The following is a 25,799-nucleotide window of genomic DNA, read 5'->3' on the forward strand; positions in this document are numbered from 1 at the left end:
GACTCACTCGACGACCCGGTCGATCACCACCTCGACGGCCTCGCCGTCGACCTCGCCCACCGAGACACCGCCGAGGGTGCCGACCAGGTCGCCCGGCTGCGGCGTGGCCGACCCGCTCCGGGAGACCCGCACGGTCAGGCGCGCCGTCTCGACCTGGGAGAGCCTGGCCATCGGCGCCATGGCGTCGGCATCGTCGAGCACCGTGGTCAGCGGCAGCTCGCCGAGGGTCGCCCGCGCCACGGCCAGCGGCGGCAGCTCGCCGGCGGGGTCGCGGGCCACCACGAAGACGGTGGCGTCGTCGTCGAGCCGACCGGCGAGCTCGTCGGCCAGGCGCACCCGCACGGCGATGCCGGGCCCCTCGGCGACGGCCGGCTCGGCCGGGTCGGGGGCGACGCCCAGGCGCTGCTGGGCGACGCGGATGCCCTCGCGCAGGGCCTCGGCGGAGTCGGGATTGCTCATGCCGGCGATGGCGCGGCGCCAGCGGTCGATGGCGGTTTCAAAGTCGCCGGCCTCGAAGGCCTCGATGCCAAGCAGGCCGAGCACCGTGGGCTGGGCGGGCTCCGTGGCCAGCACCTCGTCGACCAGCGCCTGGACCTCCTCGGTCATCTCGCGGCCGGCGGCGAAGTAGCGTATCTGGGCGAGCTCGGCGAGCAGCCAGGGCTGACGCCCCTCCAGGTCGACCAGCCGCTCCAGGGCGCGGGTGGCCGCCGGGATGCGGCCGCTGTCGCGATAGAGCGGGAAGATCGTGCGCCAGACGTTGGGGTTGTCGGGCTGGCGCTCGGCCTGCTCCTCGAGGCGCGCGATGAGCACCGGCAGCGAGCCCTCGGGGTCGCTCATCACCTGGCGCTGCACGGTGTAGAGGGCGAGGTCCCCCTCGGCCCCCTCCTGGTGGTACCAGGCGACGCTGGCCAGCACCACGGCGATCATCACCACCGGCACCACCAGCCGCCCGGAGGCGGCCGACTTGAGTGGGGCGCGCTCGAGGTGCTCGGTGTCCTCGAGCAGGCTGCGCTCGAGCTCCAGGCGATCCTCCTCGAGGCGCTCGGCGTCGATCTCACCGCGGTCGTGGGCGGCCTGAAGCGACGCCAGGCGGCGACGGTAGATGGCGAGGTTCTGTTCGGTGGTGCGGTCGTTGGCCTCGACGTCACGCTGGGCCGCGTGCACGGTCGCGGCACGACGCAGCGGGGCCACCAGCAGCCACAGGGCCGGCAGCAGCAGCACGGCCAGGGCGATCCATAGCAGGGTCATTCGTCTCTCTCGCGATTGATCAGGGCATCCAGGCGTTCACGCTCCTCGGCGCTCAGGGCACGCGCCGAGGAGCGGCGCCGCGCGCGCACCATCAGCACCACCACCACGGCGCCGAGCAGCACCAGCGCCGCGGGCAGCCCCCACAGCAGCAGGGTGCGACCCTCGAGGCGCGGGTTGTAGAGCACGTAGTCGCCGAAGCGGCGCACCATGAAGTCGAGGATCTCCTTGTCGGAGCGCCCCTCCTGGAGCTGGGCGTAGACCCGGTCGCGCATGTCGCCGGCGATCGGCGAGTCGGAGTCGCCGATCGCCTGGTTCTCGCACTTGGGGCAGCGCAGGCTGGCGGTCAGGTCCTGGTAGCGCTGCTCGGTGACCGGGTCGTCGAACTGGCGCACCTCGATGCCCGCCGCCTGGGCGAGCAGCGGCAGCAGGAGCAGGACGGCCAGCAGGCCGCGGATCAGTCGCGCCATTTTTCCACCTCCGGCAGGATCGTCTCGCGCACGTCTTCCGGCTTGATGTAGCCGGTGTGGTGATATCGGATGATGCCGTCGGCATCGACCAGGAAGGTCTCCGGGGCGCCGTAGACGCCGAGGTCGAAGCCCAGGGTTCCCTCGGGGTCGAAGACGTTGACCTCGAAGGGGTTGCCGAACTCGGCCAGGAACTCGCGGCCCTTCTCCCGGGTGTCCTTGTAGTCGACGCCGACCAGGCGCACGCCGCGGTCGGCGAGATCCAGGAGCTGCGGCATCTCCTGCTTGCAGGTCGGGCACCACTCGCCCCAGACGTTGACCAGGGTGACCTCGCCCTCGAGCAGCGAGGCGTCGACGATCCGCTCGGGATCTTCCAGGGTCGAGAGCTCGAAGGCCGGGAACTCGCGGGCCATCAGCGCCGAATCGCGCTCGAAGGGGTTCATCGACAGGCCCTGGTAGAGGAAGCCCCCCAGCACCAGGAAGCCGAGCAGCGGCAGCAGCAGCAACAGGCGACGCTTCATGCCGTGGCCTCCCGGGGCTTGGCCGCGGCGCCCTGCTCGGGGTCGCGGGCGGTCGCGGCACGCCGGTAGCGGCGATCGGCCACCGCCAGGATGCCGCCGGCCGCCATCAGCAGCCCGCCGAGCCACAGCCAGCGCACGAAGGGCTTGTACTGCAGGCGCATGGCCCAGCTGCCGTCCTCCAGATCCTCGCCCATGGCGACGTAGAGGTCGCGGAACAGCCCCGGGCGCAGCGCAACGTCGGTCATCGGCATGCCCCGGGCGAGGTAGAGACGCTTCTCGGGGGTCATCACGAAGGTGCGCTGGCTGTCGCCGCGGCGCACCTCGATCTCGGCGAAGTCGGCCAGGAAGTTGGGGCCGCGCCGGCTGCCGAGCTCGGTCATGGTGAAGGTGTAGCCGGCGAGATCGACGCTGTCGCCAACGCCCATGCGCACGTTGCGATCGATGGCGTAGTTGGAGACCACGGTGACGCCGATGATGGTCACCGCCACGCCCAGGTGGCCGAGGATCATCCCCCAGTAGGCGAGCGACAGGCGCCGGGCACCGGCCAGCCGGCCCGCGGAGTTTCGCGTCTTGGCCCACAGGTCGCGCATCATGGGCAGCACGACCCACAGCGCGATCAGCACGCCGAGGCTCACCTGGAGGTTCCACTCGCCGCGGTAGAGCAGCGGCGCCAGCGCGCCGATGACCAGCGCCAGCAGGCCCGAGAGCCAGCTGCGCTTGAAGAGGTCGCGCCCGTCGGTGCGCTTCCAGCGCGCCAGCGGCCCGAGCCCCATGAACAGGCACAGCACCACGGTCAGCGGCACGAAGAGCGCGTTGAAGTAGGGCGGGCCGACGCTGATCTTGCCGAGGTTCATGGCGTCGAGGAGCAGCGGGTAGACCGTGCCCAGCAGCACCGTGACGGTCATGATCACCAGCAGGATGTTGTTGATCAGCAGCAGGGCGTCACGGGAGAGCCAGCTGAAGCCGACCTGGTGGCTGACCCGCGGCGCGCGCAGCGCGAACAGCAGCAGCGACAGGCCCACGGTGATGCCCAGCAGCACCAGGATGAAGAGCCCCCGGGAGGGGTCGTTGGCGAAGGCGTGCACCGAGGTGAGCACCCCCGAGCGCACCAGGAAGGTCCCCATCAGCGACAGCGAGAAGGTGGAGATCGCCAGCAGCACCGTCCAGCTCTTGAAGGCGCCGCGCTTCTCGGTCACCGCCAGGGAGTGGATCAGCGCCGTGCCGGCGAGCCAGGGCAGCAGCGAGGCGTTCTCGACCGGGTCCCAGAACCACCAGCCGCCCCAGCCGAGCTCGTAGTAGGCCCACCAGCTGCCCAGCGCGATGCCGACGGTCAGGAAGGCCCAGGCGACGTTGGTCCAGGGCCGCGCCCAGCGGGTCCAGGCGGCGTCCAGGCGACCGCCCAGCAGCGCCGCGATGGCGAAGGCGAAGACCACCGAGAAGCCCACGTAGCCCATGTAGAGCATCGGCGGATGGACGATCAGGCCGAAGTCCTGGAGCAGAGGGTTGAGGTCGGCGCCGTCCTGGGGAACGTTGGGCAGCAGCCGCTCGAAGGGGTTGGAGGTGATCAGCACGAAGGCCAGGAAGCCGACGCTGACCAGCCCCATCACGCCCAGCACCCGAGCCAGCATGTCCCGGGGCAGCTCGCGGGAGAAGCGGCTCACCGCGAAGGTCCAGGCGCCGAGGATCAGGCTCCACAGCAGCACCGAGCCCTCGTGGTTGCCCCACACGGCGCTGGCCTTGTAGTACCAGGGCAGCAGCGAGTTGGAGTTGTTGGCCACGTTGGCCACGCTGAAGTCGTCCAGCAGGTAGCTGGCGGTCAGGCACACGTAGGCAATGGCCAGGAACAGGAACTGGCCGGTCGCCATGGGCCGCGCGTAGGCCATCCACAGCGGGCGGCGGGTCGCCGCGCCGGCCAGCGGCATCACGCCCTGGACCAGGGCCATCAGCAGGGCAATGATCAGGGCGAAGTGGCCGATTTCGGGGATCATCAGGGTCTGCATGGACACTCCGGATCAGTTCTGGCCGGCGCCGTCTTGCTGCGCCTCGAGCCGTTTGCCCACCTCGGCCGCCTTGGCCTGGTAGTCCTCCGGCGAGTAGCCGGCCTCCTCCAGCGCCTGGGCCACCTCGGGGGGCATGTAGTTCTCGTCGTGGCGGGCCAGCACCTGGTCGGCGCGCAGCCAGCCGCCCTGCTGGAGCTCGCCGACCACCACCACGCCCTGCCCCTCGCGGAACAGGTCGGGCAGGATGCCGCTGTAGCGCACCTCGACGTCCTCGACGTAGTCGGTCACGGTGAACACCACCTCGAGGCTGTCCGGGTCGCGCGCCACCGTGCCCTCGCGCACCATGCCGCCGGCGCGGATTTGGCGCTCCAGCGGGGCGTCGCCGGCGCTGATCTGCACCGGGCTGAAGAAGAGGTTGATGTTGCTGCGCAGGGCGTAGAGCGTCAGGCCCACGGCGATGGCGGCCAGCGAGACCAGCCCCAGAATCACGAACAGTTTCTGCTTGCGTTTAGCTCTCACGGGCACGGCCCTCTTGATGTGAATCCGGTGTCGTGGCGTCGCGACGCTGCTCGCGGCGGGCCCGACGGCGCAGATCGCGCAGCAGCGCCCGGCGCTCGGCGCGGGCGTGGAGGACCACGCCGACCAGCAGCAGCCCGGTCAGGCCCCAGGAGGCCCAGACGTAGGGGCCGTGGCCGCCCATGGCGAGGAAGGCCGAGAGGGAGTCGAAGGCCATCAGGACACCTCCCCGGCGAGCTCACGCACCCAGCGCTTGTTCGCTTCGCGACGCAGGATCTCGCTGCGCGTGCGCATCAGGGTCACCGCGATGAAGAAGCTGTAGAAGCCCAGCACCATGATCAAAAGCGGCGCCCACATCTCCATCGGCATGGCCGGACGCGAGGTGACGCTGAAGGTGGCGGGCTGGTGCAGGGTGTACCACCAGTCCACCGAGTACTTGATGATGGGGATGTTGATCACCCCGACCATGGCCAGCACCGAGGCGGCCCGGGAGGCGCTGTCGCGGCTCGAGAAGGCGCCGCGCAGGGCGATCACGCCGAAGTAGAGGAACAGCAGGATCAGCATCGAGGTGAGGCGCGCGTCCCACATCCACCAGGTGCCCCAGGTGGGCACGCCCCACACCGCGCCGGAGAACAGCGCCACGAAGGTCATGGCCGCGCCGAGCGGCGCCATCATCGCCGCCGCCATGTCGGCGACCTTGATCTTCCAGACCATGAAGACGAAGCCGGCGATCGCCATGCTGACGAAGATCGACTGCGCCAGGAAGGCCGCCGGCACGTGCACGTAGATGATGCGGAAGCTGTTGCCCTGCTGGTAGTCGGCCGGCGCGAAGGCCAGCCCCCAGACGCTGCCGATGACGATCAGCAGCGCCGCCGCCGCCCAGAACCAGGGCGAGAGCCGCGCGCTGATGCCATAGAACCACTTGGGGGATCCGAGCTTGTGTATGAAGGCCCACATGCCGATTGTCGTCCTCAACCGTTGATACTGATGCGCAGTGATGCCGCGATGGCCCAGGGGGCCAGGATCAGCGCCACTGCCAGGAGCGCCCCGAGAATCGCCAGGTGCGCCGCGACCCCCTCGCCGAAGATGGCCGCCTGCACCGCGCCGGCGCCGAAGATCAGCACCGGGATGTAGAGCGGCAGCACCAGCAGCGAGAGCAGCACGCCGCCCCGGGAGAGTCCCACGGTCAGCGCCGCGCCGATGGCGCCGATCAGGCTCAGGCTGGCGCTGCCCAGCGCCAGCGACAGCGCCAGCACCGCGTAGCTGCCCGCCGGCAGCGCCAGCATGATGCCCAGGACCGGCGCCATCAGCGCCAGCGGCAGGCCGGTCAGCAGCCAGTGCACCGCCACCTTGGCCAGCGCCAGCGCCGGCAGCGGATGGGGCGAGAGCAGCAGCTGCTCCAGGGAGCCGTCCTCGTAGTCGCTGCGAAACAGGCTGTCCAGGGAGAGCAGCGCCGCCAGCAGCGCCGCCACCCACAAGAGGCCCGGGGCGATGGTCGCCAGCAGTTCCGGGTCCGGCGAGATGCCGATCGGGAACAGGGTGATCACCAGGGCGAAGAACACCAGCGGATTCAACACCTCGCTGCGCCGGCGCATCAGCAGCACCAGGTCGCGTTTCAGCGTGGCCCGGATTGCGACCCCGGCGCCGCCCTCGGGTTCCCCGAACAGCGAAACGGCGTCCCGTTCCCGGGCCAGGTGGGGATCAGAGTTCGGCATCGCGCGCCCCCTGACCGAGCCGGATGCGCCGCAGGGCGGGCGAGTCGGCGAGTTCATGGTGGGTGGTGACCAGCACGCAGCCGCCGCGGCGGGCATGGGCGACCAGCCGCGCCTCGAGGGCCGCGACGCCGTCGCGGTCGATGGCGGTGAACGGCTCGTCGAGCACCCACAGCGCCCGCGGGATCAGCTCCAGGCGGGCCAGGGCCACGCGGCGCTGCTGGCCGGCGGAGAGCTGCCCGGCGGGCAGGTCCTCGAAGCCGACGAGGCCCACGGCCGCAAGCGCCGCGAAGCGCGCGGCCTCGTCGTCGGGCTCGCCCGCGAGGGCCTGGTACCAGGCGAGGTTCTCCAGCGGCGTCAGGGCCGCCTTGACCCCCGGGGCGTGGCCCAGGTAGAGCAGGTTGGCCAGGAAGTCCTGGCGCGTCCGGCGCATGGGGTGCTCGTTCCAGTAGAGCTCGCCGTCGAAGTCGGCCAGCTGCCCGGAGAGAATCTTCAGCAGGGTGGTCTTGCCACTGCCGTTGGGGCCTTCGACGCGCACGATCTCGCCGGCATGGATATCCAGATCCAGGTCTTTGAACAGCCAGCGATCGTCCCGCTCACAGGCCAGCTTTCGGGCTTGCAGACGCAGGCTCAAGGCACTCTCCCGGCATGGATAATTGCGCCCGGAACTCTACACGGAAAGGGCCCTGGCTACCAGTCGACCGGGTTGCGGCAGCGGGTCGCACTTGCCCTGGGTCAAGCGAAGCGTGGCGCGCTTTCCCTTGCCAGTTTTCGATCGCCTGCTATGCTCGTGAAACACTGTATGTATCGACAGGTTTAGACGACCGGGGAGAGACCGCATGCCCAACGTCACACCGCAGTACCTGCAGCGCCGACCCAACCTGCCCCTGGCCGAGGCCTGGGAGGCCATCCCCGCCGACGCCCTGACCGAGATCCCGATGCTGGGCCAGGTCTCGGCGGGCATGCCCATCGAGGCCTGCCCGGAGGCCGGCAGCATCCGCGTGCCGACCACCATGGTGCGCCGCAACACCTACGCCCTGCGGGTGCGCGGCGACTCCATGGTCGATTGCAATATCTTCGACGGGGATGTGATCATCATCGAACGCCGCGAGAGCGCCGAGAACGGCGAGACCGCCGTGGTGATGATCAATGACCAGGAGGTCACCCTGAAGAAGTTCTACATCGAGAAGTCCGGGGTGCGCCTGCAGCCGGCCAACGAGCGCATGGCGCCGATCTACCTGCGCAACGACGACGTCCAGGTGATCGGCCTGGTGATGGGCGTGGTGCGCCAGACGGAACTGGCCGCCTGATGCGCTACGCGGTGCCCGACCTGCCGCCCGGCGAGCGGCACGAGAGCGAGCTCGAGGTGGAGAAGAGCCGCTTCCTCGCCTGGCTCTGCCACGCGCCGGACGCGGCCGCCTTCGAGGCGCTGCTCGCCGAGGCGCGCCGGCTCCACCCCAACGCCAGCCACCACTGCAGCGCCTTCATCGCCGGCCCGCCCGGCGAGCAGACCGCCATCGGCTTCTCCGACGACGGCGAACCCGGCGGTACCGCCGGGCGCCCGATGTTCCAGGTGCTGGACGGCGCGGGCCTCGGCCAGGTGGGCTGCGTGGTGACCCGCTATTTCGGCGGCACCAAGCTCGGCACCGGCGGCCTGGCCCGCGCCTACTCCCGGGCCGTCGCCCAGGCGCTGGAGACGCTGCCCCGCCGCGCCGTGGTCGAGCGCACGCCGCTGCACCTCAGGGTCGACTTCGCCGGCGAGGCCGAGGCCCGCGCCTGGCTGGCCGAGCGCGAGGTGCCGGTCGAGCAGGCCGACTACGGCGCCGAGGGCGTGCTGCTCACCGTAGGCTGGCCGAGCGACGCGCCGGCCGACCTCAGCGCGCTGGAGACCCGCCTGCGCGGCCGCCTGGCCCTGCTCCCGGACGACTGAGCGCCCTGCCCCGCTCACCGGCCACCACCATCAAAAACGGCGCCCGCAGGCGCCGTTCTCGATGGGGACAGGACCGCCGGCCTCAGCCGAGGTACTTGATCATCACCCCGGCGGCCACCGCCGAGCCGATCACCCCGGCCACGTTGGGCCCCATGGCATGCATCAGCAGGAAGTTGTGGGGGTTGGACTCGAGCCCCACCTTGTTGGAGACCCGCGCCGCCATGGGCACCGCCGAGACGCCGGCGGAGCCAATCAGCGGGTTGATCGGCATCTTGCTGACGGTGTTCATCAGCTTGGCCATCAGCACGCCGCAGGCCGTGCCGATGGCGAAGGCCACCATGCCCAGCGCCAGGATGCCCAGCGTCTCCACCGCCAGGAAGCGCTCGGCGATCAGCTTGGAGCCCACCGAGAGCCCCAGGAAGATGGTCACGATGTTGATCAGGGCATTCTGGGTGGTGTCGGAGAGACGCTCCACCACGCCGCTCTCGCGCATCAGGTTGCCGAAGCAGAACATCCCCAACAGCGGCGCCGCGTCGGGCAGGAAGAGCACCACCAGGATCAGCAGGCTGATCGGGAAGACGATCTTCTCCAGCTTGGAGACCGGACGCAGCTGCGTCATGGTGATCTCGCGCTCCCGCTTGCTGGTCAGCGCCTTCATGATCGGCGGCTGGATCAGCGGCACCAGCGCCATGTAGGAGTAGGAGGCCACGGCGATGGCGCCCAGCAGCTCCGGCGCCAGGATGCTCGAGACGTAGATCGAGGTCGGTCCGTCGGCGCCGCCGATGATGCCGATGGCGGCGGCCTGGTTGAGCGAGAAGTCCATCCAGCCCAGGGCCGACATGCCCACCGCCCCGAGCAGGGTGGCGAAGATGCCGAACTGCGCCGCCGCCCCCAGGAACAGGGTCCGCGGGTTGGCCAGCAGCGGACCGAAGTCGGTCATCGCCCCCACGCCCATGAAGATCACCAGCGGCGCGATGCCCGAGGCGATGGCCACGCTGTAGAACTGGTAGAGCATGCCGTGGGCGTAGCCGCCGTCCATGGCCACGTCGTTGGCGGCCCGTACCAGGGCCGGCGAGATGTCGCCGTGCAGCACCTCGGAGAGGCTGTGCCGCCAGGCCTCGATCCCGGCGGCCGGGTCCAGGCTGAGCTTCAGGGTCTGGGCCATCTGCTCGAGCAGCGCCGGCGACGCCAGGTGGGCCGCCTGCTCGGCGGCCGACAGGGCGAGCCCCGCCTGGGGAATGTTGGCCAGGATGCCGCCGAAGCCGATCGGCACCAGCAGCAGCGGCTCGAACTTCTTCTGGATGGCGAGGTAGAGCAGCAGCAGCCCCACCAGCACCATCACGCCCTGGCCCAGGGTCAGATTGTAGAGCCCCGAGCCGTACCAGAGGGTCAAGATCTTTTCCGACATGAATCCGTCCTCAGAGCTCGATCAGCACGTCGCCGACGGCGACGCTGTCGCCCTCGCCGACCTTGACGGCGGACACGGTGCCGGCACTCGCCGCGCGCACCTCGGTCTCCATCTTCATGGCCTCGAGGATGATCACCACGTCGCCCTCGGCGACGCTGTCCCCCTCGCGCACGTTGACCTTGAAGATGTTGCCGGCGAGCGGCGCGGTGATCGCCTCACCCGAGGGTGCCGCCGGGGCCGGGGCGCTCGCCGCCGGCTGGGCGCCGCCCTGCTCGGCGATCTGGCCAATCTCGCCGCCCTCGGCGACCTCGACCACGTACTGCTTGCCGTTGACGGTGACGGTGTAGGTCTCGGGACCGGCCGGCGCCGACGCCTCGGCCACGCCCTTCTGGGCAACGGCGGGCGGCTTGGCGGCCTGGGCCTCGGCAGCCTGGGGCGCAGGCTCGAAGGCGTCGGGGTTGTCGCGGTTCTGCAGGAACTTCAGGCCGATCTGCGGATAGAGCGCGTAGGTCAGGACATCGTCGATCTCGCGCTCGCCCTCGGCGAGGCGGATGCCGTTGGCCTTGGCCTTCTCCCTGAGCTCGGCGGTGAGGGTCTCCATCTCGGGCTCGAGGCGGTCGGCGGGACGGCAGGTGATCGGCTCGCCGCCGTCCAGCACCCGCGCCTGCAGCTCCTCGTTGAACGGCGCCGGGGCGGAGCCGTACTCGCCCTTGAGGACCGCCTGGACCTCCTTGGAGATCGACTTGTAGCGCTCGCCCATCATCACGTTCATCACCGCCTGGGTGCCAACGATCTGCGAAGTCGGGGTGACCAGCGGGATGAAGCCGAGGTCGGCGCGGACCCGCGGGATCTCGGCGAGCACCTCGTCGAGCCGGTCGGCAGCGCCCTGCTCCTTGAGCTGGCCTTCCATGTTGGTGAGCATGCCGCCCGGCACCTGGGCGACCAGGATCCGCGAGTCGATGCCCTTGAGCGAGCCCTCGAAGGCGGCGTACTTCTTGCGCACCTCGCGGAAGTAGGCGGCGATCTCCTCGAGCAGCTCGAGGTCCAGGCCGGTGTCGCGCTCGGTGCCCTGGAGCATGGCGACGACCGACTCGGTCGGGCTGTGGCCGTAGGTCATCGACATGGACGAGATCGCCGTGTCGACGTTGTCGATGCCCGCCTCGGCGGCCTTGAGGGCCGTGGCGGTGGAGAGGCCGGTGGTGGCGTGGCACTGCATGTGGATCGGGATGTCCACGACCTTCTTGAGCCTGCTGACCAGCTCATAGGCGTCGTAGGGCTTGAGCAGGCCGGCCATGTCCTTGATCGCCAGGGAGTCGGCGCCCATGTCGGCGATGGTCTTGCCAAGCTCGACCCAGCCGTCCAGGGTGTGCACCGGGCTCACCGTATAGGAGAGGGTGCCCTGGGCGTGCCCCTCGTTGGCACGCACCGCCTTGATGGCCCGCTCGAGGTTGCGCGGATCGTTCATGGCATCGAAGACGCGGAAGACGTCGACGCCGTTGGTCCTGGCGCGTTCGACGAACTTGTCGACGAGATCATCGCCATAGTGGCGGTAGCCGAGCAGGTTCTGGCCGCGCAGCAGCATCTGCTGGGGGGTGTTGGGCATCGCCTCCTTCAACGCCCGTATCCGCTCCCACGGATCCTCGCCGAGATAGCGGATACAGGCGTCGAAGGTGGCGCCGCCCCAGGACTCCAGCGACCAGAAGCCGACACGATCGAGCTTCTCGGCGATCGGCAGCATGTCGTCCAGGCGCATGCGGGTGGCGAACAGCGACTGGTGGGCGTCGCGCAAGACGACATCGGTGATACCGAGCGGACGTGTCTTGTCATTCATGGCGTTGACCTTGTCGTTATGAATGGGAGGGGGAAAGGCGGGACAGTCGCCTCAGCGCTTGTGGCGCCGGCGATAGCGGTGCACCGCCGCGCTGATGACCGCGGTGAGGTCATCGTCCTGGCGCGCGGCCGGGGCACGGGAATCTCGAACGTCGGGGGCGACCGGCTCGGGGAAGAAGCGGCCGATGGTCTTGGACATCAACGTGGTGACGCCCACCAGCACGGTAAGAAAAACAAAGACGAACCCCATACCGAGGCCCATGAGGGCGAGGCCCTCGTTGATCAGCTGCGAATCCTGCATGCGAATTCTCCTGACTCTTGCGCAAAAATGGGCCAGATATGGCAAAAAAACCCGACTTGCGCATTTTTTATGTTCGTATAACCTGCCAGATCCCCGACAGATTGCAATGGCGTCATGGTGGAAGTCAGCGTTGTTAAATTACTACATAAAGGCCGAATCGGCCTAGCGCCCATGGAGGGGGTCATCGATGCGGTGACCCGCGACCTGCTGACGCGCACCCCCGGCTTCGACTGGGTGGTGACCGAGTTCGTGCGCGTGGTCGACGCCCGGCTGCCGCCCCGCGTCTTCTACAAGCACTGCCCGGAGCTTACGGCCGATACGGCGCCCGCCACCCCGAGCGGCGTGCCGGTGGCCCTGCAGCTGCTGGGCTCCGACCCCGCGGCGCTGGCCGCCAACGCCCGCCAGGCGCTGCGCCTCGGCGCCACCGGCGTGGATCTCAATTTCGGCTGCCCGGCCAAGCTGGTCAATCGCCACGACGGCGGCGCGTCGCTGCTGCGCGACCCGCGCCGCGTGCATGCCGCCGTGGCGGCGGTACACGCGGCCGTGGGCGACGCCATCCCGGTGACCGCCAAGATCCGCCTGGGCTTCTCCGACCGGCGCCTGGCGCTGGCCTGCGCCCTGACGACCCAGGACGCCGGCGCCCGGCGACTGGTGGTCCACGGCCGCACCCGCGACGAGGGCTACCGTCCGCCCGCCCACTGGGAGTGGATCGGCCGGATCCGCCAGCGCCTCGCCATCCCGGTGGTCGCCAACGGCGACATCTGGACCCTGGAGGACTACTGGAAGGCGCGCACCCTCTCCGGCTGCCAGGACGTCATGCTCGGCCGCGGCGCCCTGGCCGATCCCCGGCTGGCCGCCCGCATCCGCCACTGGCAGGCCACCGGCGAGCGCCTGCCGGCGACGCCCTGGCAGGCGCGCGCGGCGATCCTCGCCGAGTTTGCCGCCACCCAGCGGCGCGGGCTGCCCGACCGGGTGGTCGTCTCGCTGCTGAAGCAGTGGCTCAACCACATGCGCCAGGGCGACGCCGAGGCCGCCCGACGCTTCCAGGCGCTCAAGCGCATCACCCAGCTCGACGCCTTGCTCGAGGGGCTGGCCGCCCCCACCCCCGGCACCGCCGCCCCGACCACCGCCGCGGCGACGCTCGACGCCTAGCCCGCCCCCATCGCCTCGAGGAAGCGCCGGTGGCGCGCCTGGGCCCGCCCCAGGGGGGTGGCCACCAGCTGTACCTCCTGGCCGGGCGCGCACTGGGCAAGCCGCGCGCAGGCCAGCGGCGTGAGGGTGCCCAGGCGCGGATAGCCGCCGATCGTCTGGCGATCGTTGAGCAGCGCGATGGGCTGGCCGTCGGGCGGCACCTGCACCGCGCCCAGCGCGATGCCCTCGGAGATCAGGCCGGGCAGCCGGCAGTTCAGCGCCGGACCGCGCAGCCGCACGCCCATGCGATCGGCGCGGGCATCGACGCGCCAGGCCGCGTTGAAGGCGCGATAGAGGCTCTCGCCGGTGAAGTCCGCCACCTGGGCGCCGGGAATCAGCGCCAACCGCGCCGGGCGCCGGTAATCGAGCCGCGCCGCCTCGGGCACCGTCGCCTCGGGCGCGCCGGTATCAGGCCCGAAATCCAGCTTGTCGCCCACGGCCAGCGCGCGTCCGTCGCCGGCGTGCCCGCCGAGCCCCTCGCGGGCGACGCAGGCCAGGCTGCCCAGCACCGGCTCGCCGGCAAAACCGCCCGGCACCGCCAGGTAGGCGCGCAGGCCGCTTACCGGCGTGGCGAAGCTGAGCCGCTGCCCCTCGCGCAGGGTGACGACGCGCCAGGGCGCGATCGCCTCTCCCTCGACGCTCGCCTGCAGGTCCGCTCCGCAAAGCGCCAGCCGCGTGGTCCGCTCGGCGACGAGGACAAGCCCGCCCAGGGACACCTCCAGCGCCGCCGCGTCCCAGGCATTGCCCAGCAGGCGATTGGCCCAGGCGAAGGCGTGCAGGTCGGCCGGTCCGCCCTGGGTGACGCCGAGCCGGCGAGTGCCGAAGCGCCCGGCATCCTGGAGCATGGCCAGCGGCCCGGCCCGCTCGACCCGCAGGTAGCCCATCGCGTGCTGACTCATGACGCGGCCTCCGCCAGCGGGGCCACGGGCGCGGTGTCGCCGCCCAGGCGTTCGAATTCACGGCGGGTGATGGCGGTGAAGCGCACCCGGTCGCCGACCGACAGCAGGCTCAATCCCTCGCGGCCGAGGTCGAACAGCCGCGCGGGGGTGCGCCCCAGCAGGTTCCAACCCCCCGGTGAGACCCGCGGATAGGCCGCGGTCTGCCGCCCGGCCAGGGCCACGCTGCCGGCCGGCACCCGCTTGCGCGGGGTGGCCAGGCGCGGCGTCTCGAGGCGGGCCTCCACGCTGCCCATGAAGGCGAAGCCCGGGGCGAAGCCCAGCGCGAAGACGCGATACTCCTGCCCCGTGTGGAGCGCGATCACCTCGTTGAGCGACAGGCCGGTGCGCGCCTGCAGCCGCGTGAGCTCCGGCCCCACGGCGGGGTCGTACCAGACCGGCAGCGTCTTGACCTCGGCGCCCCGGGATTCCTCCCCCGCCGCCAGGTCGTCGAGCAGGCCCGCGAGCTTGGCGCGGGCCTCGGCCGCGGTCAGGCGCAGGGGGTCGTAGTGCACGAGCAGGGTGGTGTAGGACGGCACCAGGTCGACCAGCGCCTCGCCGAAGGCCGCCTCGCAGCGGCGGCAGAGCGCCATCATCGCCGGCATGTTGCCCTCGTCGATGGCGTCGAACAGGCGCACCAGCCAGGCGTCGACCCCGGCATTCTCCAGGCGGGCGCGCATCATGCCGCCCCCTCGAGCCGGTCCAGCTCGCGACGGATCGCCGCCACCGCGGCGATCGATTCCGGATTGTCGCCGTGCACGCAGAGCGTCTGCGCCTCGAGGACGAGGGCGCTGCCGTCGCTCGCCGTGAGCGGCATCCCGTGGGCGATGCGGCGCGCCTGGTCGAGGATGCGCTCGGGGTCGTGATGCACCGCCCCAGGCTCGGCGCGGCTCACCAGGTGCCCGTCGCCGTCGTAGGCCCGGTCGGCGAAGGCCTCGAGCCACAGGGTGATGCCGTGCTCGGCGGCGAGCTCGCGCGCCACCGCCGGGTCGCGGGTCGCCATCGCCATCAGCGGTAGGTCGGCGTCGAAGGCCGCCAGCGCCCGCATCACCGCCGCCAGCCGCGCGGGGTCGCGCATCATGTCGTTGTAGAGCGCGCCGTGGGGCTTGACGTAGCCCAGGCGCGCGCCCTCGGCCCGGCACATCGCGGCCAGAGCGCCGAGCTGGTAGAGCACCAGGTTCTCGACCTCCTCGGCCGAGCAGGCCAGGGAGCGACGCCCGAAGCCGACCAGGTCGGGATAGGCCGGGTGTGCCCCGACCGTGACGCCGTGCTGTGCGGCCAGGCGCACGGTGGCGCGGATGGTGTCCGGGTCGGCGGCGTGAAAGCCACAGGCCACGTTGGCCAGGTCGACCAGCGGCATGACCCGGGCATCGCAGCCCATCTTCCAGGGTCCCAGGCTCTCGCCCATGTCGGCATTGAGCAGCAGTCGCGGCATGTGCCCTCCTCCTCGCCGTGGTGTGATCGGGCCCCGCGGCCGGGGCCCGGGGGTCAGCAGCAGCGCTGCCGCTTGATCTCGGTCCAGTCGGTGTCCGGCGCGCGGCGCCCATGGCGGCCGCGATAGGGCGCGGGCTCCGGCGAGCGCCAGCCGGCCAGGCGCGCCTCGTCCAGGGCGTAGATCTCGACGCCGAGGGGGTTGCAGGTCTCCAGCGGATCCCGCGCATCGGGGCCCCAAAGGTCCACCGACAGGTCGCCGCCGGGGCAGCAGGACATGGCGCAGAGCAGGTCGATCTCGGCGAAGAACTCGAGATAGTCGCCCTTGCGCGCCGGGCAGGCCTTCATGAAGTACTGGTCGTCGTCGTTGAGCCCGGTGCACTGGAAGATGTTGAGCACGTCGTGGACGTCGAACTCGGTCAGCCCCCAGGGCTCCACGGCACGCACCAGGTTGGAGTGGCAGTGGAAGTCGAAGTCCTCGCCGGTGAGCAGGCGGTTGACGTAGGGGTCGCAGCGCGTGCCCAGCAGGTCGTGGACGCGCCCGCCCTCCTCGTCGACCCCGTAGTCGGCCAGGGTGTCGTCGATGATGGTGGCCATCGGCCGCAGGTAGGGCAGCGTCGACCAGAGGCGATCGTAGGTGCTGACGTGGGCGCGCTGCAGCTGGCGGGTGCGCGAGGCCCACATCCGCTCCCGCGGGTTATGCAGGTTCCACATGTTGAAGTCGCCGACCTGGGAGCCCTCGAGGATCTTGACCCGGAAGACGTGCCCCGCCGGCACCTTCCATGCCAGGCCGTCGCGCAGCGGCACGGTGTGCTCGGCCACCAGGCGGCGTTCGCCGTGGGCCTCGGTCAGGCGGTCGTAGAAGGCCTGGTCCACGTCGAGGATCGAGCCCTGGGTGGCCTGGTAGGCCGCGGGTACCTTACTGCTCATGGGAAACTCCTTACGCCTTGGCGGCGGTCTGTTCAGAGTGGGAATCCTGGGGACGGCGCCAGGTGCGCATCAGCGTCTCGAAGCAGTCGCGCTCGGCGCGCCCCTCGCCGAGGCGGCTGACCAGCACCACCGCCAGCAGCGACAGCGCGAAGCCCGGCACCACCTCGAACATGTCGAAGATGCCCGCCGGGCCGCCGGAGAGCGGCTTCCAGACGGCCACGGTCACCGCACCCACCAGCAGGCCGGCGATCGCGCCGTTGCGGGTCATGCCGCGCCAGAACAGCGACAGCAGGATGACCGGGCCGAAGGCCGCGCCGAAGCCGCCCCAGGCGTAGGAGACGAGGTCGAGGATGCTGCTGTCGCGATCCTGGGCCATGAAGGTGGCCAGCAGGGCCACGACCAGCACGCTCGCCCGGCTCATCCAGACCAGCTCGCGCTGGCTCGCCCTGGGGCGCACGAAGCCGCGATACAGATCCTCGGCCAGGGCGCTGGAGCAGACCAGCAGCTGGGAGTCGATAGTACTCATGATGGCCGCCAGCACGCCGGCCAGCACGAAGCCCGCCACCCAGGGGGTGAGCATCACGTTGGAGAGCTCGATGAAGACGCGCTCGCTGTTCTCGAGGCTACCGCCGAACCAGTGGTAGCCCAGCGCGCCGACCGCCACCGCGGAGCCCATGGTGATCGCCGACCAGAGCAGGGCGATGCGGCGCGAGACCTTGACGTCCTCGCGGCGCTTGAGCGCCATGAAGCGCACCACCACGTGGGGCTGGCCGACGTAGCCGATGGCCCAGCCGGCCAGCGACAGCATGCCGACCAGGGTCATGCCCTCCATCAGCCCGCCCAGCGGCTCGACGGCCTCGGCCGAGGCGGCGGCCGGCGAGGCGTCGCCGTTGCTCAGCGCCATCAGCGTCATGATCGCCACCGCGAACAGCGCCGCGGCCATCATCAGCCCCTGGATCAGGTCGGTCCAGGAGGCGGCCAGGAAGCCCCCGAGGAAGGTGTAGGAGACGATGACCGCCGCGCCGACCCACAGCGCCACCCGGTAGTCGATCTCGAAGAGGCTCTCGAAGAGCACCGCGCCGCCCACCAGGCCGGCCGAGACGTAGAAGGTGAAGAACACCAGCATCACCACCGAGGAGACGGTGCGCAGGATCCGCTGGCGATCGACGAAGCGCGCCTCGAGGTAGTCGGGGATGGTCAGGGCGTTGCCGGCCGCCTCGGTGAAGACCCGCAGCCGCTCGGCGATCAGCGACCAGTTGAGGTAGACGCCGAGCAGGGTCCAGGCGGCGATCCAGGCCTGGGAGAGCCCGCCGGAGAAGATCGCCCCGGGCAGCCCCATCAGGGCCCAGCCGCTCAGGTCGGAGGCGCCGGCGCTCAGGGCGGCGACGCCCGGGGGCAGGTTGCGCCCGCCGAGGATGTAGTCGGAGAGGTCGCGCGTGGCGAGATAGAAGTAGATACCGATGCCGAGCATCAGCATCAGGTAGATCGCGAAAGACATCAGTACCGAAGTGCTCATGGACAGCCCCGTCTTGAACCTTGTTGTCGATTGTGGAGGTCGATCTCCCCGCGCCGACGACGAGTGCGCCAGGCGAGATGGGGCGCTCAGGCTATCGATGAAAATCGGTCAAAAAAAGTGATATAAAATACTTCCAAACATGACATGAGCTCACCCATGCCCCGCCCTTCCCTCTCCGCCCTCAAGACCTTCGAGGTGGTCGCGCACAGCGGCAGCCTGACAGCCGCCGCGGCCATCCTGAGCGTCACCCAGTCGGCGGTCAGCCACCAGCTGCGCCGCCTGGAAACGGTGCTCGACGCCCGCCTGATCACCCGCCAGGGACGCGGCATCAGCCTGACCCCGCGGGGCGCCCAGCTGGCCGAGGAGCTGCGGGAGGGCTTCACGCGGATCGACGCCGCCGTCGACACCTTCGTCCGCCAGCAGAGCGGCAGCCAGCTGCGCATCGGCTGCCTGCCCTCGGTGGCCGTGCGCTGGCTGATCCCGCGCCTCAACCGCTTCCGGCGCCAGCATCCCGGCGTCTCGATCAGCCTGCAGTACGCCGGCGCCCTCGAGGAGCACCTGCCCCGGGACGCCGACGTGCTGATCACCTGGCAGGATGCGGCACCCACGGTGGCGGCCGAGCGGCTGCGCCTCTTCAGCGGGGCCACCTGGCCGGTGGCGAGCCCGCTCTACCTGGAGCGTGCCGCCCCCCTGGCGACCCCCGGCGATCTCTTGAACCAGGAGCTGCTCCACGACGAGTCCTACCGGCCCTGGCAGCAGTGGTTTCGCCACCAGGGGCTGATGCCGCCGATGATCGACACCGGCGTGCTCTACCAGGACTTCAACCTGCTGAGCGCGGCGGCGGTGGCCGGCCAGGGGGTCGCCCTCTGCCCACCGGTGCTGATCGAGAACGAGCTGGCCCAGGGCACCCTGATCCGACTCTTCGATGCCCCGGCCAACGAGGAGCGCGCCTACTGGCTCTTCTATCGCCCGGACCCCACCGCGGCGATGCTGGCCTTCCGCGACTGGCTGGCGGCGGAGGCGAGCGCCCTGCCCGCCGCCGCCCAGGAGGCGGACGCGCGCTGAGGCGGTCGCGCGCTGAGGCGGTCGCGCGCTGAGGCGGTCGCGCGCTGAGGCGGTCGCGCGCGCGGCGGCAGGAGAACGAACGAAAAAACGAGCGGGCAAAAAAAGAGGCGCACGTCGCAAAGCGACGGCGCCCCAAACGATCGCGGAGCCGGGGCCCATCCTGGGCGCGGCCGGTCCGGCTAGCGAGAAAACATCGAAACAAAACAGAAGACCCGCCCTCTGGTGAGGACGGGTCGATATCTGGCGCGCCCGGGAGGATTCGAACCTCCGACCACCTGATTCGTAGTCAGGTACTCTATCCAGCTGAGCTACGGGCGCGAAAGGCAACGAGAGGTCTCATTGCGGGGACGGGGCGACGGCATGCTGCTGTCGATCACATCCGGATGAAGATGGCGCGCCCGGGAGGATTCGAACCTCCGACCACCTGATTCGTAGTCAGGTACTCTATCCAGCTGAGCTACGGGCGCTTGATCTTCACGTGTCGATAATGGCGGAGAGGGAGGGATTCGAACCCTCGAAGAGGCTATAAACCCCTTACTCCCTTAGCAGGGGAGCGCCTTCAGCCACTCGGCCACCTCTCCCTCATCGGCACGGTGCGTATCCTACCGTTCTGTAAGGCCATTGTCCAGCGGTCCCGGCAATTTTTCCCGACCGGCCCGCCGTAACAGGCGCAAGGCCCTCAGGCGCCGACCGGGTCGTCACCCTCGACGTCGGAATCGGACTTCTCGCGCTGGATACGCTGGTAGATCTCCTCGCGATGCACGGCGACATCCTTGGGAGCATTGACGCCGATACGGACCTGGTTGCCCTTGACGCCAAGGACGGTGACGGTGACATCGTCACCGATCATCAGGGTTTCGCCGACACGGCGGGTCAGGATGAGCATGACTGATCTCCTTCTCAGACTTCTGGCTACGGGATGCTCGCCGGGAGGGACGACATGGCTGCATTGTGCGACAAGTCGCCGTCCCTGGCCACTGATGCCGGCACCTGCCAGGCAAGCACCACGTTGAAAGCGAGCCCGTTGACACCCGGGTCGGCGACCATCCCTAGTAGCGTAGAAGGTGTCGGCGACTCGAGTGAGCGCTTATTCCTGCTCGATGCTGCGCTTGTCGAGCCCGAACGCCTTGTGCAGCGCCTTGACCGCCAGCTCCATGTGCTTCTCGTCGATCACCACGGAGATCTTGATTTCGGAGGTGGAGACCATGCGGATGTTGATGTTCTCGTCGGCCAGCACGCGGAACATCTTGGAGGCGACGCCGGCATGAGAGCGCATGCCCACGCCGACCAGCGAGACCTTGGCGATGTTGTCGTCGCCGCGCAGGTCGCCGCCGCCGAGGTCGGGGATGACCTGGTCCTGGAGGATCTTCATGGTCTGGCGGTAGTCGCCCTTGGCCACGGTGAAGGTGAAGTCGGTGTAGTCGCCGGCCGGGGCCACGTTCTGCACGATCATGTCGATCTCGATGTTGGCATCGGCGATCGGGCCCAGGATGCGCGAGGCGACGCCCGGCACGTCCGGGGTGTTGAGCAGGGTCAGCTTGGCCTCGTTGGCGGTGAAGGCGATGCCGGAGATCAGCGGTTCTTCCATGGAATCCTCGTCTTTGTCAGAGTCAGCAATGATCAGGGTGCCGGGGCCGCCCTCGAAGCTGGACAGCACGCGCAGCGGGACGTTGTACTTGCCGGCGAACTCGACGGCGCGGATCTGCAGGACCTTGGAGCCCAGGCTCGCCAGCTCCAGCATCTCCTCCACGGTGACGGTCTCCAGGCGCTGCGCCTTGGAGCAGACCCGCGGGTCGGTGGTGTAGACGCCGTCGACGTCGGTGTAGATCTGGCACTCATCGGCCTTGAGTGCCGCGGCCAGGGCCACGCCGGTGGTGTCGGAGCCGCCGCGCCCGAGGGTGGTGATGTTGCCGTCCTCGTCGACCCCCTGGAAGCCGGCGACTACCACCACCTGGCCATCGTCCAGGTCGGCCTGCAGCTCATCGGTCTCGATGCGCTGGATGCGCGCCTTGGTGTGGGCGCTGTCGGTCTGGATGCCCACCTGGGAGCCGGTGTAGGAGGTCGCCGGCACGCCCAGCTTGTGCAGGGCCATGGCCAGCAGCGAGATGGTCACCTGCTCGCCGGTGGAGACCAGCATGTCCATCTCGCGCGGCGTGGGCTCGTCGTTGATCTCGTTGGCCATGCCGATCAGGCGGTTGGTCTCGCCGCTCATGGCGGAGACCACGACCACGATCTGATGCCCCTGGTCGCGAAAGCCCTTGACCTTCTCGGCCACGGCCTTGATGCGCTCCACGGAGCCCACCGAGGTGCCGCCGAATTTTTGTACGTATAGTGCCATTTGCCAATTTCCCTCGTATGTCGAGTGCGAGTCGCGCTCGGATGAGTGAAAGGTGTCCAGATACGACGAGGGCCGGTGCATCACTGCTACCGGCCCTTCCGTATCCTACTTCAGTCGCTCCTCGACCCAGACGGGCACGCTCTCCAGCGCCCCCGGCAGAGCCGACACATCGCTGCCCCCGGCCTGGGCCATGTCGGGACGACCGCCGCCCTTGCCGCCGACCTGGGAAGCCACGTGGTTGACCAGCTCGCCGGCCTTGACGCGGGCGGTGAGGTCATCGGTCACGCCGGCGATCAGGCTGACCTTGCCGGCGCTCTCGTCGGCGACGCCGAGCACCACGATGCCGGAGCCGAGCTTGTTCTTGAGCTGGTCGAGCATGCCGCGCAGCTCCTTGCCGGCCACGCCCTCGAGGCGCTTGGCCAGCACCTTGACGCCCTCGACCTCATGGGCCTCGCCGAGCATGTCGTTGCCGGCGGCGCTGGCCAGCTTGGCCTTGAGCCGCTCGAGCTCCTTCTCCAGGGTGCGGTTGCGCTCGAGGAGCGACTCGACGCGCTCCTCGGCCTGCTCCGGCTTGGCCTTGAGGCGCTCGCCGATGCGGTTCAGGCGCGCCTCCTGCTCGCGGAACCAGGCCAGCGCGCCCTCGCCGGTGATCGCCTCGATGCGGCGCACGCCGCTGGCGATCCCCGCCTCGCTGACGATGTGGAAGCAGCCGATGTCGCCGCTGCGGGCGACGTGGGTGCCGCCGCACAGCTCGATGGAGAAGTCGTCGGCGCCGATGGTCAGCACCCGCACGCTGTCGGCGTACTTGGCCTCGAACAGCGCCGCCGCGCCCTTCTCCTTGGCCTCGTCGAGGGTCATCTGCTCGGTGCGGGTCGGGGCGTTGGCCAGGATCTGCTCGTTGACCAGGCGCTCGACCTCGGCCAGCTGCTCGGCGGTCAGCGGCTCGAAGTGGCTGAAGTCGAAGCGCAGGCGCTCGGGAGTGACCAGCGAGCCCTTCTGCTGGACGTGATCGCCGAGCACCATACGCAGCGCCTTGTGCATCAGGTGGGTCGCCGAGTGGTTGCGCACCGTGGCGGCGCGCAGGCTGGCGTCGACCCGCGGATGCACCTCGGCGCCCACGGCCAGCGCCCCCTCGAGCAGCACGCCGTGGTGCAGGTGGTGGCCGGCCTGCTTCTGGGTGTCGGTGACCAGGAAGCGTCCGCCGTCGAGCTCCAGGTAGCCGGTATCGCCCACCTGGCCGCCGGACTCGCCATAGAACGGCGTGCGGTCGAGCACCACGACGCCGCGCTGCTCGGGGGCCAGCTCGGCCAGGGCGTTGCCCTCGCGATCGACGATCGCGGTGACCGTGGCGCGATCCTCCAGCTGCTCGTAGCCGGTGAAGGCGGTCTCGCCCTCGAGCTCGATCCCCGCCGTGTAGTCGGCGCCGAACTGGCTGGCCGCCCGGGCGCGCTCGCGCTGGGCCTCCAGCGCCGCCTGGAAGCCGGCCTCGTCGAGGGTCACGTCGCGCTCGCGGCAGACGTCGGCGGTCAGGTCGTAGGGGAAGCCGTAGGTGTCGTAGAGCTTGAAGACCGTCTCGCCGGGCAGGATATCGCCCTCGAGCCCGGCCAGGGCCTCCTCGAGCAGGCCCATGCCGTGCTCGAGGGTACGGGCGAACTGCTCCTCTTCCTTGAGCAGCACGCGCTCGATCTGGTGGCGCGCCTCGCGCAGCTCCGGGTAGGCCTCACCCATCTCCGCGTCCAGCGCGCCCACCAGCTTGTGGAAGAAGTTGCCCCGCGCGCCCAGCTTGTGGCCGTGGCGGATGGCGCGACGGATGATCCGGCGCAGCACGTAGCCGCGCCCCTCGTTGGAGGGCAGCACGCCGTCGGCCACCAGGAAGGCGCAGGAGCGGATGTGGTCGGCGATCACCCGCAGCGAGGGCGCGGTGGTATCACTATGCCCGGTGGCCCGGGCCGCGGCCTCCAGCAGGTGCTGGAAGAGGTCGATCTCGTAGTTGGAGTGCACGCCCTGCATCACCGCGGCGATGCGCTCCAGGCCCATGCCGGTGTCGATGGAGGGCTTGGGCAGCGGGTTCAGGGTGCCGGCCGCGTCGCGATCGAACTGCATGAACACCAGGTTCCAGATCTCGATGTAGCGGTCGCCGTCCTCTTCCGGGCTGCCGGGTGGGCCGCCCCACACGCCGGGGCCGTGATCGAAGAAGATCTCGGAGCTCGGCCCGCAGGGGCCGGTATCGCCCATCTGCCAGAAGTTGTCCTCGTCGAGCTTCGAGAAGCGCTCGGGGTCGATGCCCATCTCCTCCTTCCAGATGCGCTCGGCCTCGTCATCGCTGACGTGCACCGTCACCCACAGCTTCTCCTTGGGCAGCCCCAGCACCTCGGTCAGGAAGGTCCAGGCGAAGCGGATGGCGTCGCGCTTGAAGTAGTCGCCGAAGCTGAAGTTGCCCAGCATCTCGAAGAAGGTGTGGTGACGGGCCGTGTAGCCAACGTTGTCCAGGTCGTTGTGCTTGCCGCCGGCGCGCACGCAGCGCTGGGAGGAGGTGGCCCGCACGTAGGGGCGCGGATCGCGGCCCAGGAAGACGTCCTTGAACGGGACCATGCCGGCGTTGGTGAACAGCAGGGTCGGATCGTTGCCCGGCACCAGCGAGCTGGAGGGCACGATGGTATGGCCCTGTTCCTCGAAGAACGTCAGGAAAGCCTGTCTGATGTCTGCGCTTTTCATGGGGTATCCGTAGCGATGAGCATGGTGGCCCGGTGGGTCGGCAAGCGGCGTGTCGACGCCGGTATCGGCTCGCCACTGCGCCACAGGAGCGCCACCCGGGGCATTCGCAAAGGGAGCCATTATAGCGCAGTTGTCAAACGACTGAAGGGGAGCGGGCCGATGCGGACTCAGTCGTCGGTCGACCAGGCCGTCTCCAGGGCGTGGCGCACCTGATCGAAATCGAAGCCGCGGCCGGCCAGGAAGCGCTCGCGCCGGGCGCGCTCGCGGGGGGTGTCGCCCGGGCCGGGAAAGCGCCGCGCCAGGGCCTCGCAGGCCAGGGCGAACCAGTCGCCCTCGCCGCGCCGGGCGGCCTCGTCGAAGGCGTGGCGGATCACCTCCCGATCGAGGCCGCGACGCTCCAGATCGAGGCGAATCTTCAGCGGCCCCTGGCCGCGCAGGATGCGCGAGCGCAAGAACCCCTCGGCGAAGCGCTCATCGGACTGCAGGCCCTGCTCGGCCAGGGCATCGAGGCTCTCGGCGATTGCCTCGGCCTCGTGACCCTTGGCCGCCAGCCGCTCGACGAGCTCCTGGCGGGAGTACTCGCGCCGAGCCAGCAGCCCGATGGCGTCGTGGCGGGGCGTCGTCTCGCCGCCCCCTGCGGGCCCGCCGCGCATGGCTTAGGCCCGGTCGTCGCCGCCGTCCTCGGCGGCCAGCGCGTCATCGGCGGTCTCTTCCTGCTTCGGCTCCACCGGGGTAAGCAGCTGAGCGCGGATCTGGCTCTCGATCTCTTCCATCACCGCCGGGTTGTCCTCGAGGAACTGAGCGGCGTTGGCCTTGCCCTGGCCGATCTTGTTGCCCTGGTAGCTGTACCAGGCGCCGGCCTTGTCGACCAGCTTGCACTGCACGCCGAGATCGACCACCTCGCCGGCATGGTAGATCCCCTTGCCGTAGAGGATCTGGAACTCGGCCTGGCGGAACGGCGGCGCCACCTTGTTCTTCACCACCTTGACCCGGGTCTCGTTACCGGTGACCTCGTCGCCCTGCTTGACCGAGCCGGTACGGCGGATGTCCAGGCGCACGCTGGAGTAGAACTTCAGGGCGTTGCCGCCGGTGGTGGTCTCGGGGCTGCCGAACATCACGCCGATCTTCATGCGGATCTGGTTGATGAACACCACCATGCAGTTGGCGTTCTTGATGTTACCGGTGATCTTGCGCAGCGCCTGGGACATCAGGCGCGCCTGCAGGCCGACGTGGGAGTCGCCCATCTCGCCCTCGATCTCGGCGCGCGGCGTCAGGGCCGCCACCGAGTCGATGATGATCACGTCGACGCCGCCGGAGCGCACCAGCATGTCGCAGATCTCCAGCGCCTGCTCGCCGGTGTCCGGCTGGGAGACCAGCAGGTCATCGAGGTTGACGCCGAGCTTCTCGGCGTAGCTCGGGTCCAGGGCGTGCTCGGCGTCGATGAAGGCGCAGGTCTTGCCCTGCTTCTGGGCCTGGGCGATCACCGAGAGGGTCAGGGTGGTCTTGCCCGAGGATTCCGGACCGAAGATCTCGACCACCCGGCCCAGCGGCAGCCCGCCGATGCCGAGCGCGATGTCCAGGCCCAGCGAGCCGGTGGAGACCGACGGCATCACCACGCGGGGCGCATCGCCCAGGCGCATCACGGTGCCCTTGCCGAACTGGCGCTCGATCTGTGAGAGGGCGGCATTCAGCGCCTTGCTGCGGTTTTCGTCCTGAGCCATGAAGGAACTCCTGAGAGATAGCGTGAA

Annotated in this window: 26 protein-coding genes and 3 tRNA genes; 4 read left to right on the plus strand and 25 right to left on the minus strand. The window is 69.8% G+C overall.

Features of this window, described 5'->3' with window-relative positions:
* Window positions 1–3 precede the first annotated feature (3 nt).
* From ccmI to ccmA, 9 genes are read right to left on the minus strand one after another with little or no spacing between them, the layout of a single operon-like run.
* On the minus strand, window positions 4–1,248 hold the full coding sequence (gene ccmI / locus C9F13_RS05650) for a c-type cytochrome biogenesis protein CcmI (RefSeq protein WP_108445201.1): 1,245 nt from the start codon (window positions 1,246–1,248) through the stop codon (window positions 4–6).
* Entirely contained in the window at window positions 1,245–1,715 is a 471-nt protein-coding gene (locus C9F13_RS05655) for a cytochrome c-type biogenesis protein (RefSeq protein WP_108445202.1), read from the minus strand. Before C9F13_RS05655 ends, ccmI begins: the two co-directional genes overlap by 4 nt.
* The gene (locus C9F13_RS05660; protein WP_108445203.1) at window positions 1,703–2,233 is read right to left on the minus strand and encodes a DsbE family thiol:disulfide interchange protein; all 531 of its coding nucleotides are present in this window, start codon (window positions 2,231–2,233) and stop codon (window positions 1,703–1,705) included. The genes C9F13_RS05655 and C9F13_RS05660 overlap by 13 nt, the downstream gene beginning before the upstream one ends.
* The gene (locus C9F13_RS05665) at window positions 2,230–4,221 is read right to left on the minus strand and encodes a heme lyase CcmF/NrfE family subunit (RefSeq protein WP_170121132.1); all 1,992 of its coding nucleotides are present in this window, start codon (window positions 4,219–4,221) and stop codon (window positions 2,230–2,232) included. Before C9F13_RS05665 ends, C9F13_RS05660 begins: the two co-directional genes overlap by 4 nt.
* A gap of 24 nt (window positions 4,222–4,245) precedes the next feature.
* The gene (gene ccmE, locus C9F13_RS05670; RefSeq protein ID WP_108445362.1) at window positions 4,246–4,752 is read right to left on the minus strand and encodes a cytochrome c maturation protein CcmE; all 507 of its coding nucleotides are present in this window, start codon (window positions 4,750–4,752) and stop codon (window positions 4,246–4,248) included.
* The gene (ccmD, locus tag C9F13_RS05675; RefSeq protein WP_108445205.1) at window positions 4,742–4,966 is read right to left on the minus strand and encodes a heme exporter protein CcmD; all 225 of its coding nucleotides are present in this window, start codon (window positions 4,964–4,966) and stop codon (window positions 4,742–4,744) included. Before ccmD ends, ccmE begins: the two co-directional genes overlap by 11 nt.
* On the minus strand, window positions 4,966–5,706 hold the full coding sequence (locus C9F13_RS05680; RefSeq protein WP_108445206.1) for a heme ABC transporter permease: 741 nt from the start codon (window positions 5,704–5,706) through the stop codon (window positions 4,966–4,968). Before C9F13_RS05680 ends, ccmD begins: the two co-directional genes overlap by 1 nt.
* 14 nt (window positions 5,707–5,720) lie before the next feature.
* Complete coding sequence (ccmB, locus tag C9F13_RS05685; protein ID WP_108445207.1) at window positions 5,721–6,464, minus strand: heme exporter protein CcmB; 744 nt, start codon at window positions 6,462–6,464, stop codon at window positions 5,721–5,723.
* Window positions 6,451–7,095: a cytochrome c biogenesis heme-transporting ATPase CcmA gene (gene ccmA, locus C9F13_RS05690; protein WP_108445208.1), complete on the minus strand. Its 645-nt coding sequence runs from the start codon at window positions 7,093–7,095 to the stop codon at window positions 6,451–6,453. Before ccmA ends, ccmB begins: the two co-directional genes overlap by 14 nt.
* A 205-nt stretch (window positions 7,096–7,300) precedes the next feature.
* Here ccmA and lexA point away from each other — a divergent pair, with 205 nt between their 5' ends.
* A complete protein-coding gene (lexA, locus tag C9F13_RS05695) occupies window positions 7,301–7,771 on the plus strand; it encodes a transcriptional repressor LexA (protein ID WP_108445209.1) in 471 nt (156 codons plus the stop codon).
* Window positions 7,771–8,391: an IMPACT family protein gene (locus C9F13_RS05700; protein WP_108445210.1), complete on the plus strand. Its 621-nt coding sequence runs from the start codon at window positions 7,771–7,773 to the stop codon at window positions 8,389–8,391. Before lexA ends, C9F13_RS05700 begins: the two co-directional genes overlap by 1 nt.
* An 82-nt stretch (window positions 8,392–8,473) precedes the next feature.
* Here C9F13_RS05700 and C9F13_RS05705 read toward each other — a convergent pair whose 3' ends face one another.
* Genes C9F13_RS05705 through C9F13_RS05715 form a run of 3 tightly spaced genes read right to left on the minus strand, consistent with a single transcriptional unit; the run spans window position 8,474 to window position 11,930 of the window.
* Window positions 8,474–9,799 (minus strand): sodium ion-translocating decarboxylase subunit beta, encoded by a 1,326-nt coding sequence (locus C9F13_RS05705; protein ID WP_108445211.1) that lies wholly within the window; start codon window positions 9,797–9,799, stop codon window positions 8,474–8,476.
* 10 nt (window positions 9,800–9,809) lie between these two features.
* A complete protein-coding gene (gene oadA, locus C9F13_RS05710) occupies window positions 9,810–11,630 on the minus strand; it encodes a sodium-extruding oxaloacetate decarboxylase subunit alpha (protein WP_108445212.1) in 1,821 nt (606 codons plus the stop codon).
* A gap of 51 nt (window positions 11,631–11,681) precedes the next feature.
* On the minus strand, window positions 11,682–11,930 hold the full coding sequence (locus C9F13_RS05715; protein WP_108445213.1) for an OadG family protein: 249 nt from the start codon (window positions 11,928–11,930) through the stop codon (window positions 11,682–11,684).
* Between the two features lie 171 nt (window positions 11,931–12,101).
* Here C9F13_RS05715 and C9F13_RS05720 point away from each other — a divergent pair, with 171 nt between their 5' ends.
* Window positions 12,102–13,082 (plus strand): tRNA dihydrouridine synthase, encoded by a 981-nt coding sequence (locus tag C9F13_RS05720; protein ID WP_108445214.1) that lies wholly within the window; start codon window positions 12,102–12,104, stop codon window positions 13,080–13,082.
* On the opposite strand, the gene C9F13_RS05725 is transcribed toward C9F13_RS05720, so the two are convergent.
* From C9F13_RS05725 to putP, 5 genes are read right to left on the minus strand one after another with little or no spacing between them, the layout of a single operon-like run.
* Window positions 13,079–14,020 (minus strand): 5-oxoprolinase subunit C family protein, encoded by a 942-nt coding sequence (locus tag C9F13_RS05725; RefSeq protein WP_108445215.1) that lies wholly within the window; start codon window positions 14,018–14,020, stop codon window positions 13,079–13,081. The genes C9F13_RS05720 and C9F13_RS05725 overlap by 4 nt on opposite strands.
* Complete coding sequence (locus C9F13_RS05730) at window positions 14,017–14,736, minus strand: 5-oxoprolinase subunit B family protein (RefSeq protein ID WP_108445363.1); 720 nt, start codon at window positions 14,734–14,736, stop codon at window positions 14,017–14,019. Before C9F13_RS05730 ends, C9F13_RS05725 begins: the two co-directional genes overlap by 4 nt.
* Window positions 14,736–15,491: a 5-oxoprolinase subunit PxpA gene (locus tag C9F13_RS05735; protein WP_108445216.1), complete on the minus strand. Its 756-nt coding sequence runs from the start codon at window positions 15,489–15,491 to the stop codon at window positions 14,736–14,738. Before C9F13_RS05735 ends, C9F13_RS05730 begins: the two co-directional genes overlap by 1 nt.
* Window positions 15,492–15,544: 53 nt before the next feature.
* A complete protein-coding gene (locus C9F13_RS05740) occupies window positions 15,545–16,417 on the minus strand; it encodes an urea carboxylase-associated family protein (RefSeq protein WP_108445217.1) in 873 nt (290 codons plus the stop codon).
* 10 nt (window positions 16,418–16,427) lie between these two features.
* The gene (gene putP, locus C9F13_RS05745) at window positions 16,428–17,933 is read right to left on the minus strand and encodes a sodium/proline symporter PutP (protein WP_108445218.1); all 1,506 of its coding nucleotides are present in this window, start codon (window positions 17,931–17,933) and stop codon (window positions 16,428–16,430) included.
* A 156-nt stretch (window positions 17,934–18,089) separates the two neighbouring features.
* Here putP and C9F13_RS05750 point away from each other — a divergent pair, with 156 nt between their 5' ends.
* The gene (locus tag C9F13_RS05750) at window positions 18,090–18,998 is read left to right on the plus strand and encodes a LysR substrate-binding domain-containing protein (RefSeq protein ID WP_170121126.1); all 909 of its coding nucleotides are present in this window, start codon (window positions 18,090–18,092) and stop codon (window positions 18,996–18,998) included.
* A 241-nt stretch (window positions 18,999–19,239) separates the two neighbouring features.
* On the opposite strand, the gene C9F13_RS05755 is transcribed toward C9F13_RS05750, so the two are convergent.
* From C9F13_RS05755 to recA, 8 genes are all read right to left on the minus strand, one after another.
* A tRNA-Arg gene (locus C9F13_RS05755) sits at window positions 19,240–19,316 on the minus strand.
* A gap of 72 nt (window positions 19,317–19,388) precedes the next feature.
* Window positions 19,389–19,465, minus strand: a tRNA-Arg gene (locus C9F13_RS05760).
* 21 nt (window positions 19,466–19,486) lie between these two features.
* Window positions 19,487–19,579, minus strand: a tRNA-Ser gene (locus tag C9F13_RS05765).
* A 98-nt stretch (window positions 19,580–19,677) separates the two neighbouring features.
* A complete protein-coding gene (csrA, locus tag C9F13_RS05770) occupies window positions 19,678–19,884 on the minus strand; it encodes a carbon storage regulator CsrA (RefSeq protein ID WP_108445220.1) in 207 nt (68 codons plus the stop codon).
* 201 nt (window positions 19,885–20,085) lie between these two features.
* The gene (locus C9F13_RS05775; protein WP_108445221.1) at window positions 20,086–21,336 is read right to left on the minus strand and encodes an aspartate kinase; all 1,251 of its coding nucleotides are present in this window, start codon (window positions 21,334–21,336) and stop codon (window positions 20,086–20,088) included.
* 105 nt (window positions 21,337–21,441) lie between these two features.
* Window positions 21,442–24,051 carry an alanine--tRNA ligase gene (alaS, locus tag C9F13_RS05780; protein ID WP_108445222.1) on the minus strand — a complete coding sequence of 870 codons (2,610 nt, stop codon included), beginning with the start codon at window positions 24,049–24,051 and terminating at the stop codon, window positions 21,442–21,444.
* 167 nt (window positions 24,052–24,218) lie between these two features.
* Window positions 24,219–24,704: a regulatory protein RecX gene (locus C9F13_RS05785; RefSeq protein WP_108445223.1), complete on the minus strand. Its 486-nt coding sequence runs from the start codon at window positions 24,702–24,704 to the stop codon at window positions 24,219–24,221.
* A gap of 3 nt (window positions 24,705–24,707) precedes the next feature.
* On the minus strand, window positions 24,708–25,772 hold the full coding sequence (recA, locus tag C9F13_RS05790; protein ID WP_108445224.1) for a recombinase RecA: 1,065 nt from the start codon (window positions 25,770–25,772) through the stop codon (window positions 24,708–24,710).
* Window positions 25,773–25,799: the final 27 nt, after the last annotated feature.

It is taken from the genome of Halomonas denitrificans (genome assembly GCF_003056305.1).
Classification (GTDB): Bacteria; Pseudomonadota; Gammaproteobacteria; order Pseudomonadales; family Halomonadaceae; genus Halomonas; species Halomonas denitrificans.

Excerpts from the sequence above, each read along its gene's own strand:
- ccmI (WP_108445201.1), bottom strand. The coding sequence starts at position 1,248 with ATGACCCTGCTATGGATCGCCCTGGCCGTGCTGCTGCTGCCGGCCCTG.
- C9F13_RS05655 (WP_108445202.1), bottom strand. The coding sequence starts at position 1,715 with ATGGCGCGACTGATCCGCGGCCTGCTGGCCGTCCTGCTCCTGCTGCCG.
- C9F13_RS05660 (WP_108445203.1), bottom strand. The coding sequence starts at position 2,233 with ATGAAGCGTCGCCTGTTGCTGCTGCTGCCGCTGCTCGGCTTCCTGGTG.
- C9F13_RS05665 (WP_170121132.1), bottom strand. The coding sequence starts at position 4,221 with ATGATCCCCGAAATCGGCCACTTCGCCCTGATCATTGCCCTGCTGATG.
- ccmD (WP_108445205.1), bottom strand. The coding sequence starts at position 4,966 with ATGGCCTTCGACTCCCTCTCGGCCTTCCTCGCCATGGGCGGCCACGGC.
- C9F13_RS05680 (WP_108445206.1), bottom strand. The coding sequence starts at position 5,706 with ATGTGGGCCTTCATACACAAGCTCGGATCCCCCAAGTGGTTCTATGGC.
- ccmB (WP_108445207.1), bottom strand. The coding sequence starts at position 6,464 with ATGCCGAACTCTGATCCCCACCTGGCCCGGGAACGGGACGCCGTTTCG.
- lexA (WP_108445209.1), top strand. The coding sequence starts at position 7,301 with ATGCCCAACGTCACACCGCAGTACCTGCAGCGCCGACCCAACCTGCCC.
- C9F13_RS05700 (WP_108445210.1), top strand. The coding sequence starts at position 7,771 with ATGCGCTACGCGGTGCCCGACCTGCCGCCCGGCGAGCGGCACGAGAGC.
- C9F13_RS05705 (WP_108445211.1), bottom strand. The coding sequence starts at position 9,799 with ATGTCGGAAAAGATCTTGACCCTCTGGTACGGCTCGGGGCTCTACAAT.
- oadA (WP_108445212.1), bottom strand. The coding sequence starts at position 11,630 with ATGAATGACAAGACACGTCCGCTCGGTATCACCGATGTCGTCTTGCGC.
- C9F13_RS05715 (WP_108445213.1), bottom strand. The coding sequence starts at position 11,930 with ATGCAGGATTCGCAGCTGATCAACGAGGGCCTCGCCCTCATGGGCCTC.
- C9F13_RS05720 (WP_108445214.1), top strand. The coding sequence starts at position 12,102 with ATGGAGGGGGTCATCGATGCGGTGACCCGCGACCTGCTGACGCGCACC.
- C9F13_RS05725 (WP_108445215.1), bottom strand. The coding sequence starts at position 14,020 with ATGAGTCAGCACGCGATGGGCTACCTGCGGGTCGAGCGGGCCGGGCCG.
- C9F13_RS05730 (WP_108445363.1), bottom strand. The coding sequence starts at position 14,736 with ATGCGCGCCCGCCTGGAGAATGCCGGGGTCGACGCCTGGCTGGTGCGC.
- C9F13_RS05735 (WP_108445216.1), bottom strand. The coding sequence starts at position 15,491 with ATGCCGCGACTGCTGCTCAATGCCGACATGGGCGAGAGCCTGGGACCC.
- C9F13_RS05740 (WP_108445217.1), bottom strand. The coding sequence starts at position 16,417 with ATGAGCAGTAAGGTACCCGCGGCCTACCAGGCCACCCAGGGCTCGATC.
- putP (WP_108445218.1), bottom strand. The coding sequence starts at position 17,933 with ATGAGCACTTCGGTACTGATGTCTTTCGCGATCTACCTGATGCTGATG.
- C9F13_RS05750 (WP_170121126.1), top strand. The coding sequence starts at position 18,090 with ATGCCCCGCCCTTCCCTCTCCGCCCTCAAGACCTTCGAGGTGGTCGCG.
- csrA (WP_108445220.1), bottom strand. The coding sequence starts at position 19,884 with ATGCTCATCCTGACCCGCCGTGTCGGCGAAACCCTGATGATCGGTGAC.
- C9F13_RS05775 (WP_108445221.1), bottom strand. The coding sequence starts at position 21,336 with ATGGCACTATACGTACAAAAATTCGGCGGCACCTCGGTGGGCTCCGTG.
- alaS (WP_108445222.1), bottom strand. The coding sequence starts at position 24,051 with ATGAAAAGCGCAGACATCAGACAGGCTTTCCTGACGTTCTTCGAGGAA.
- C9F13_RS05785 (WP_108445223.1), bottom strand. The coding sequence starts at position 24,704 with ATGCGCGGCGGGCCCGCAGGGGGCGGCGAGACGACGCCCCGCCACGAC.
- recA (WP_108445224.1), bottom strand. The coding sequence starts at position 25,772 with ATGGCTCAGGACGAAAACCGCAGCAAGGCGCTGAATGCCGCCCTCTCA.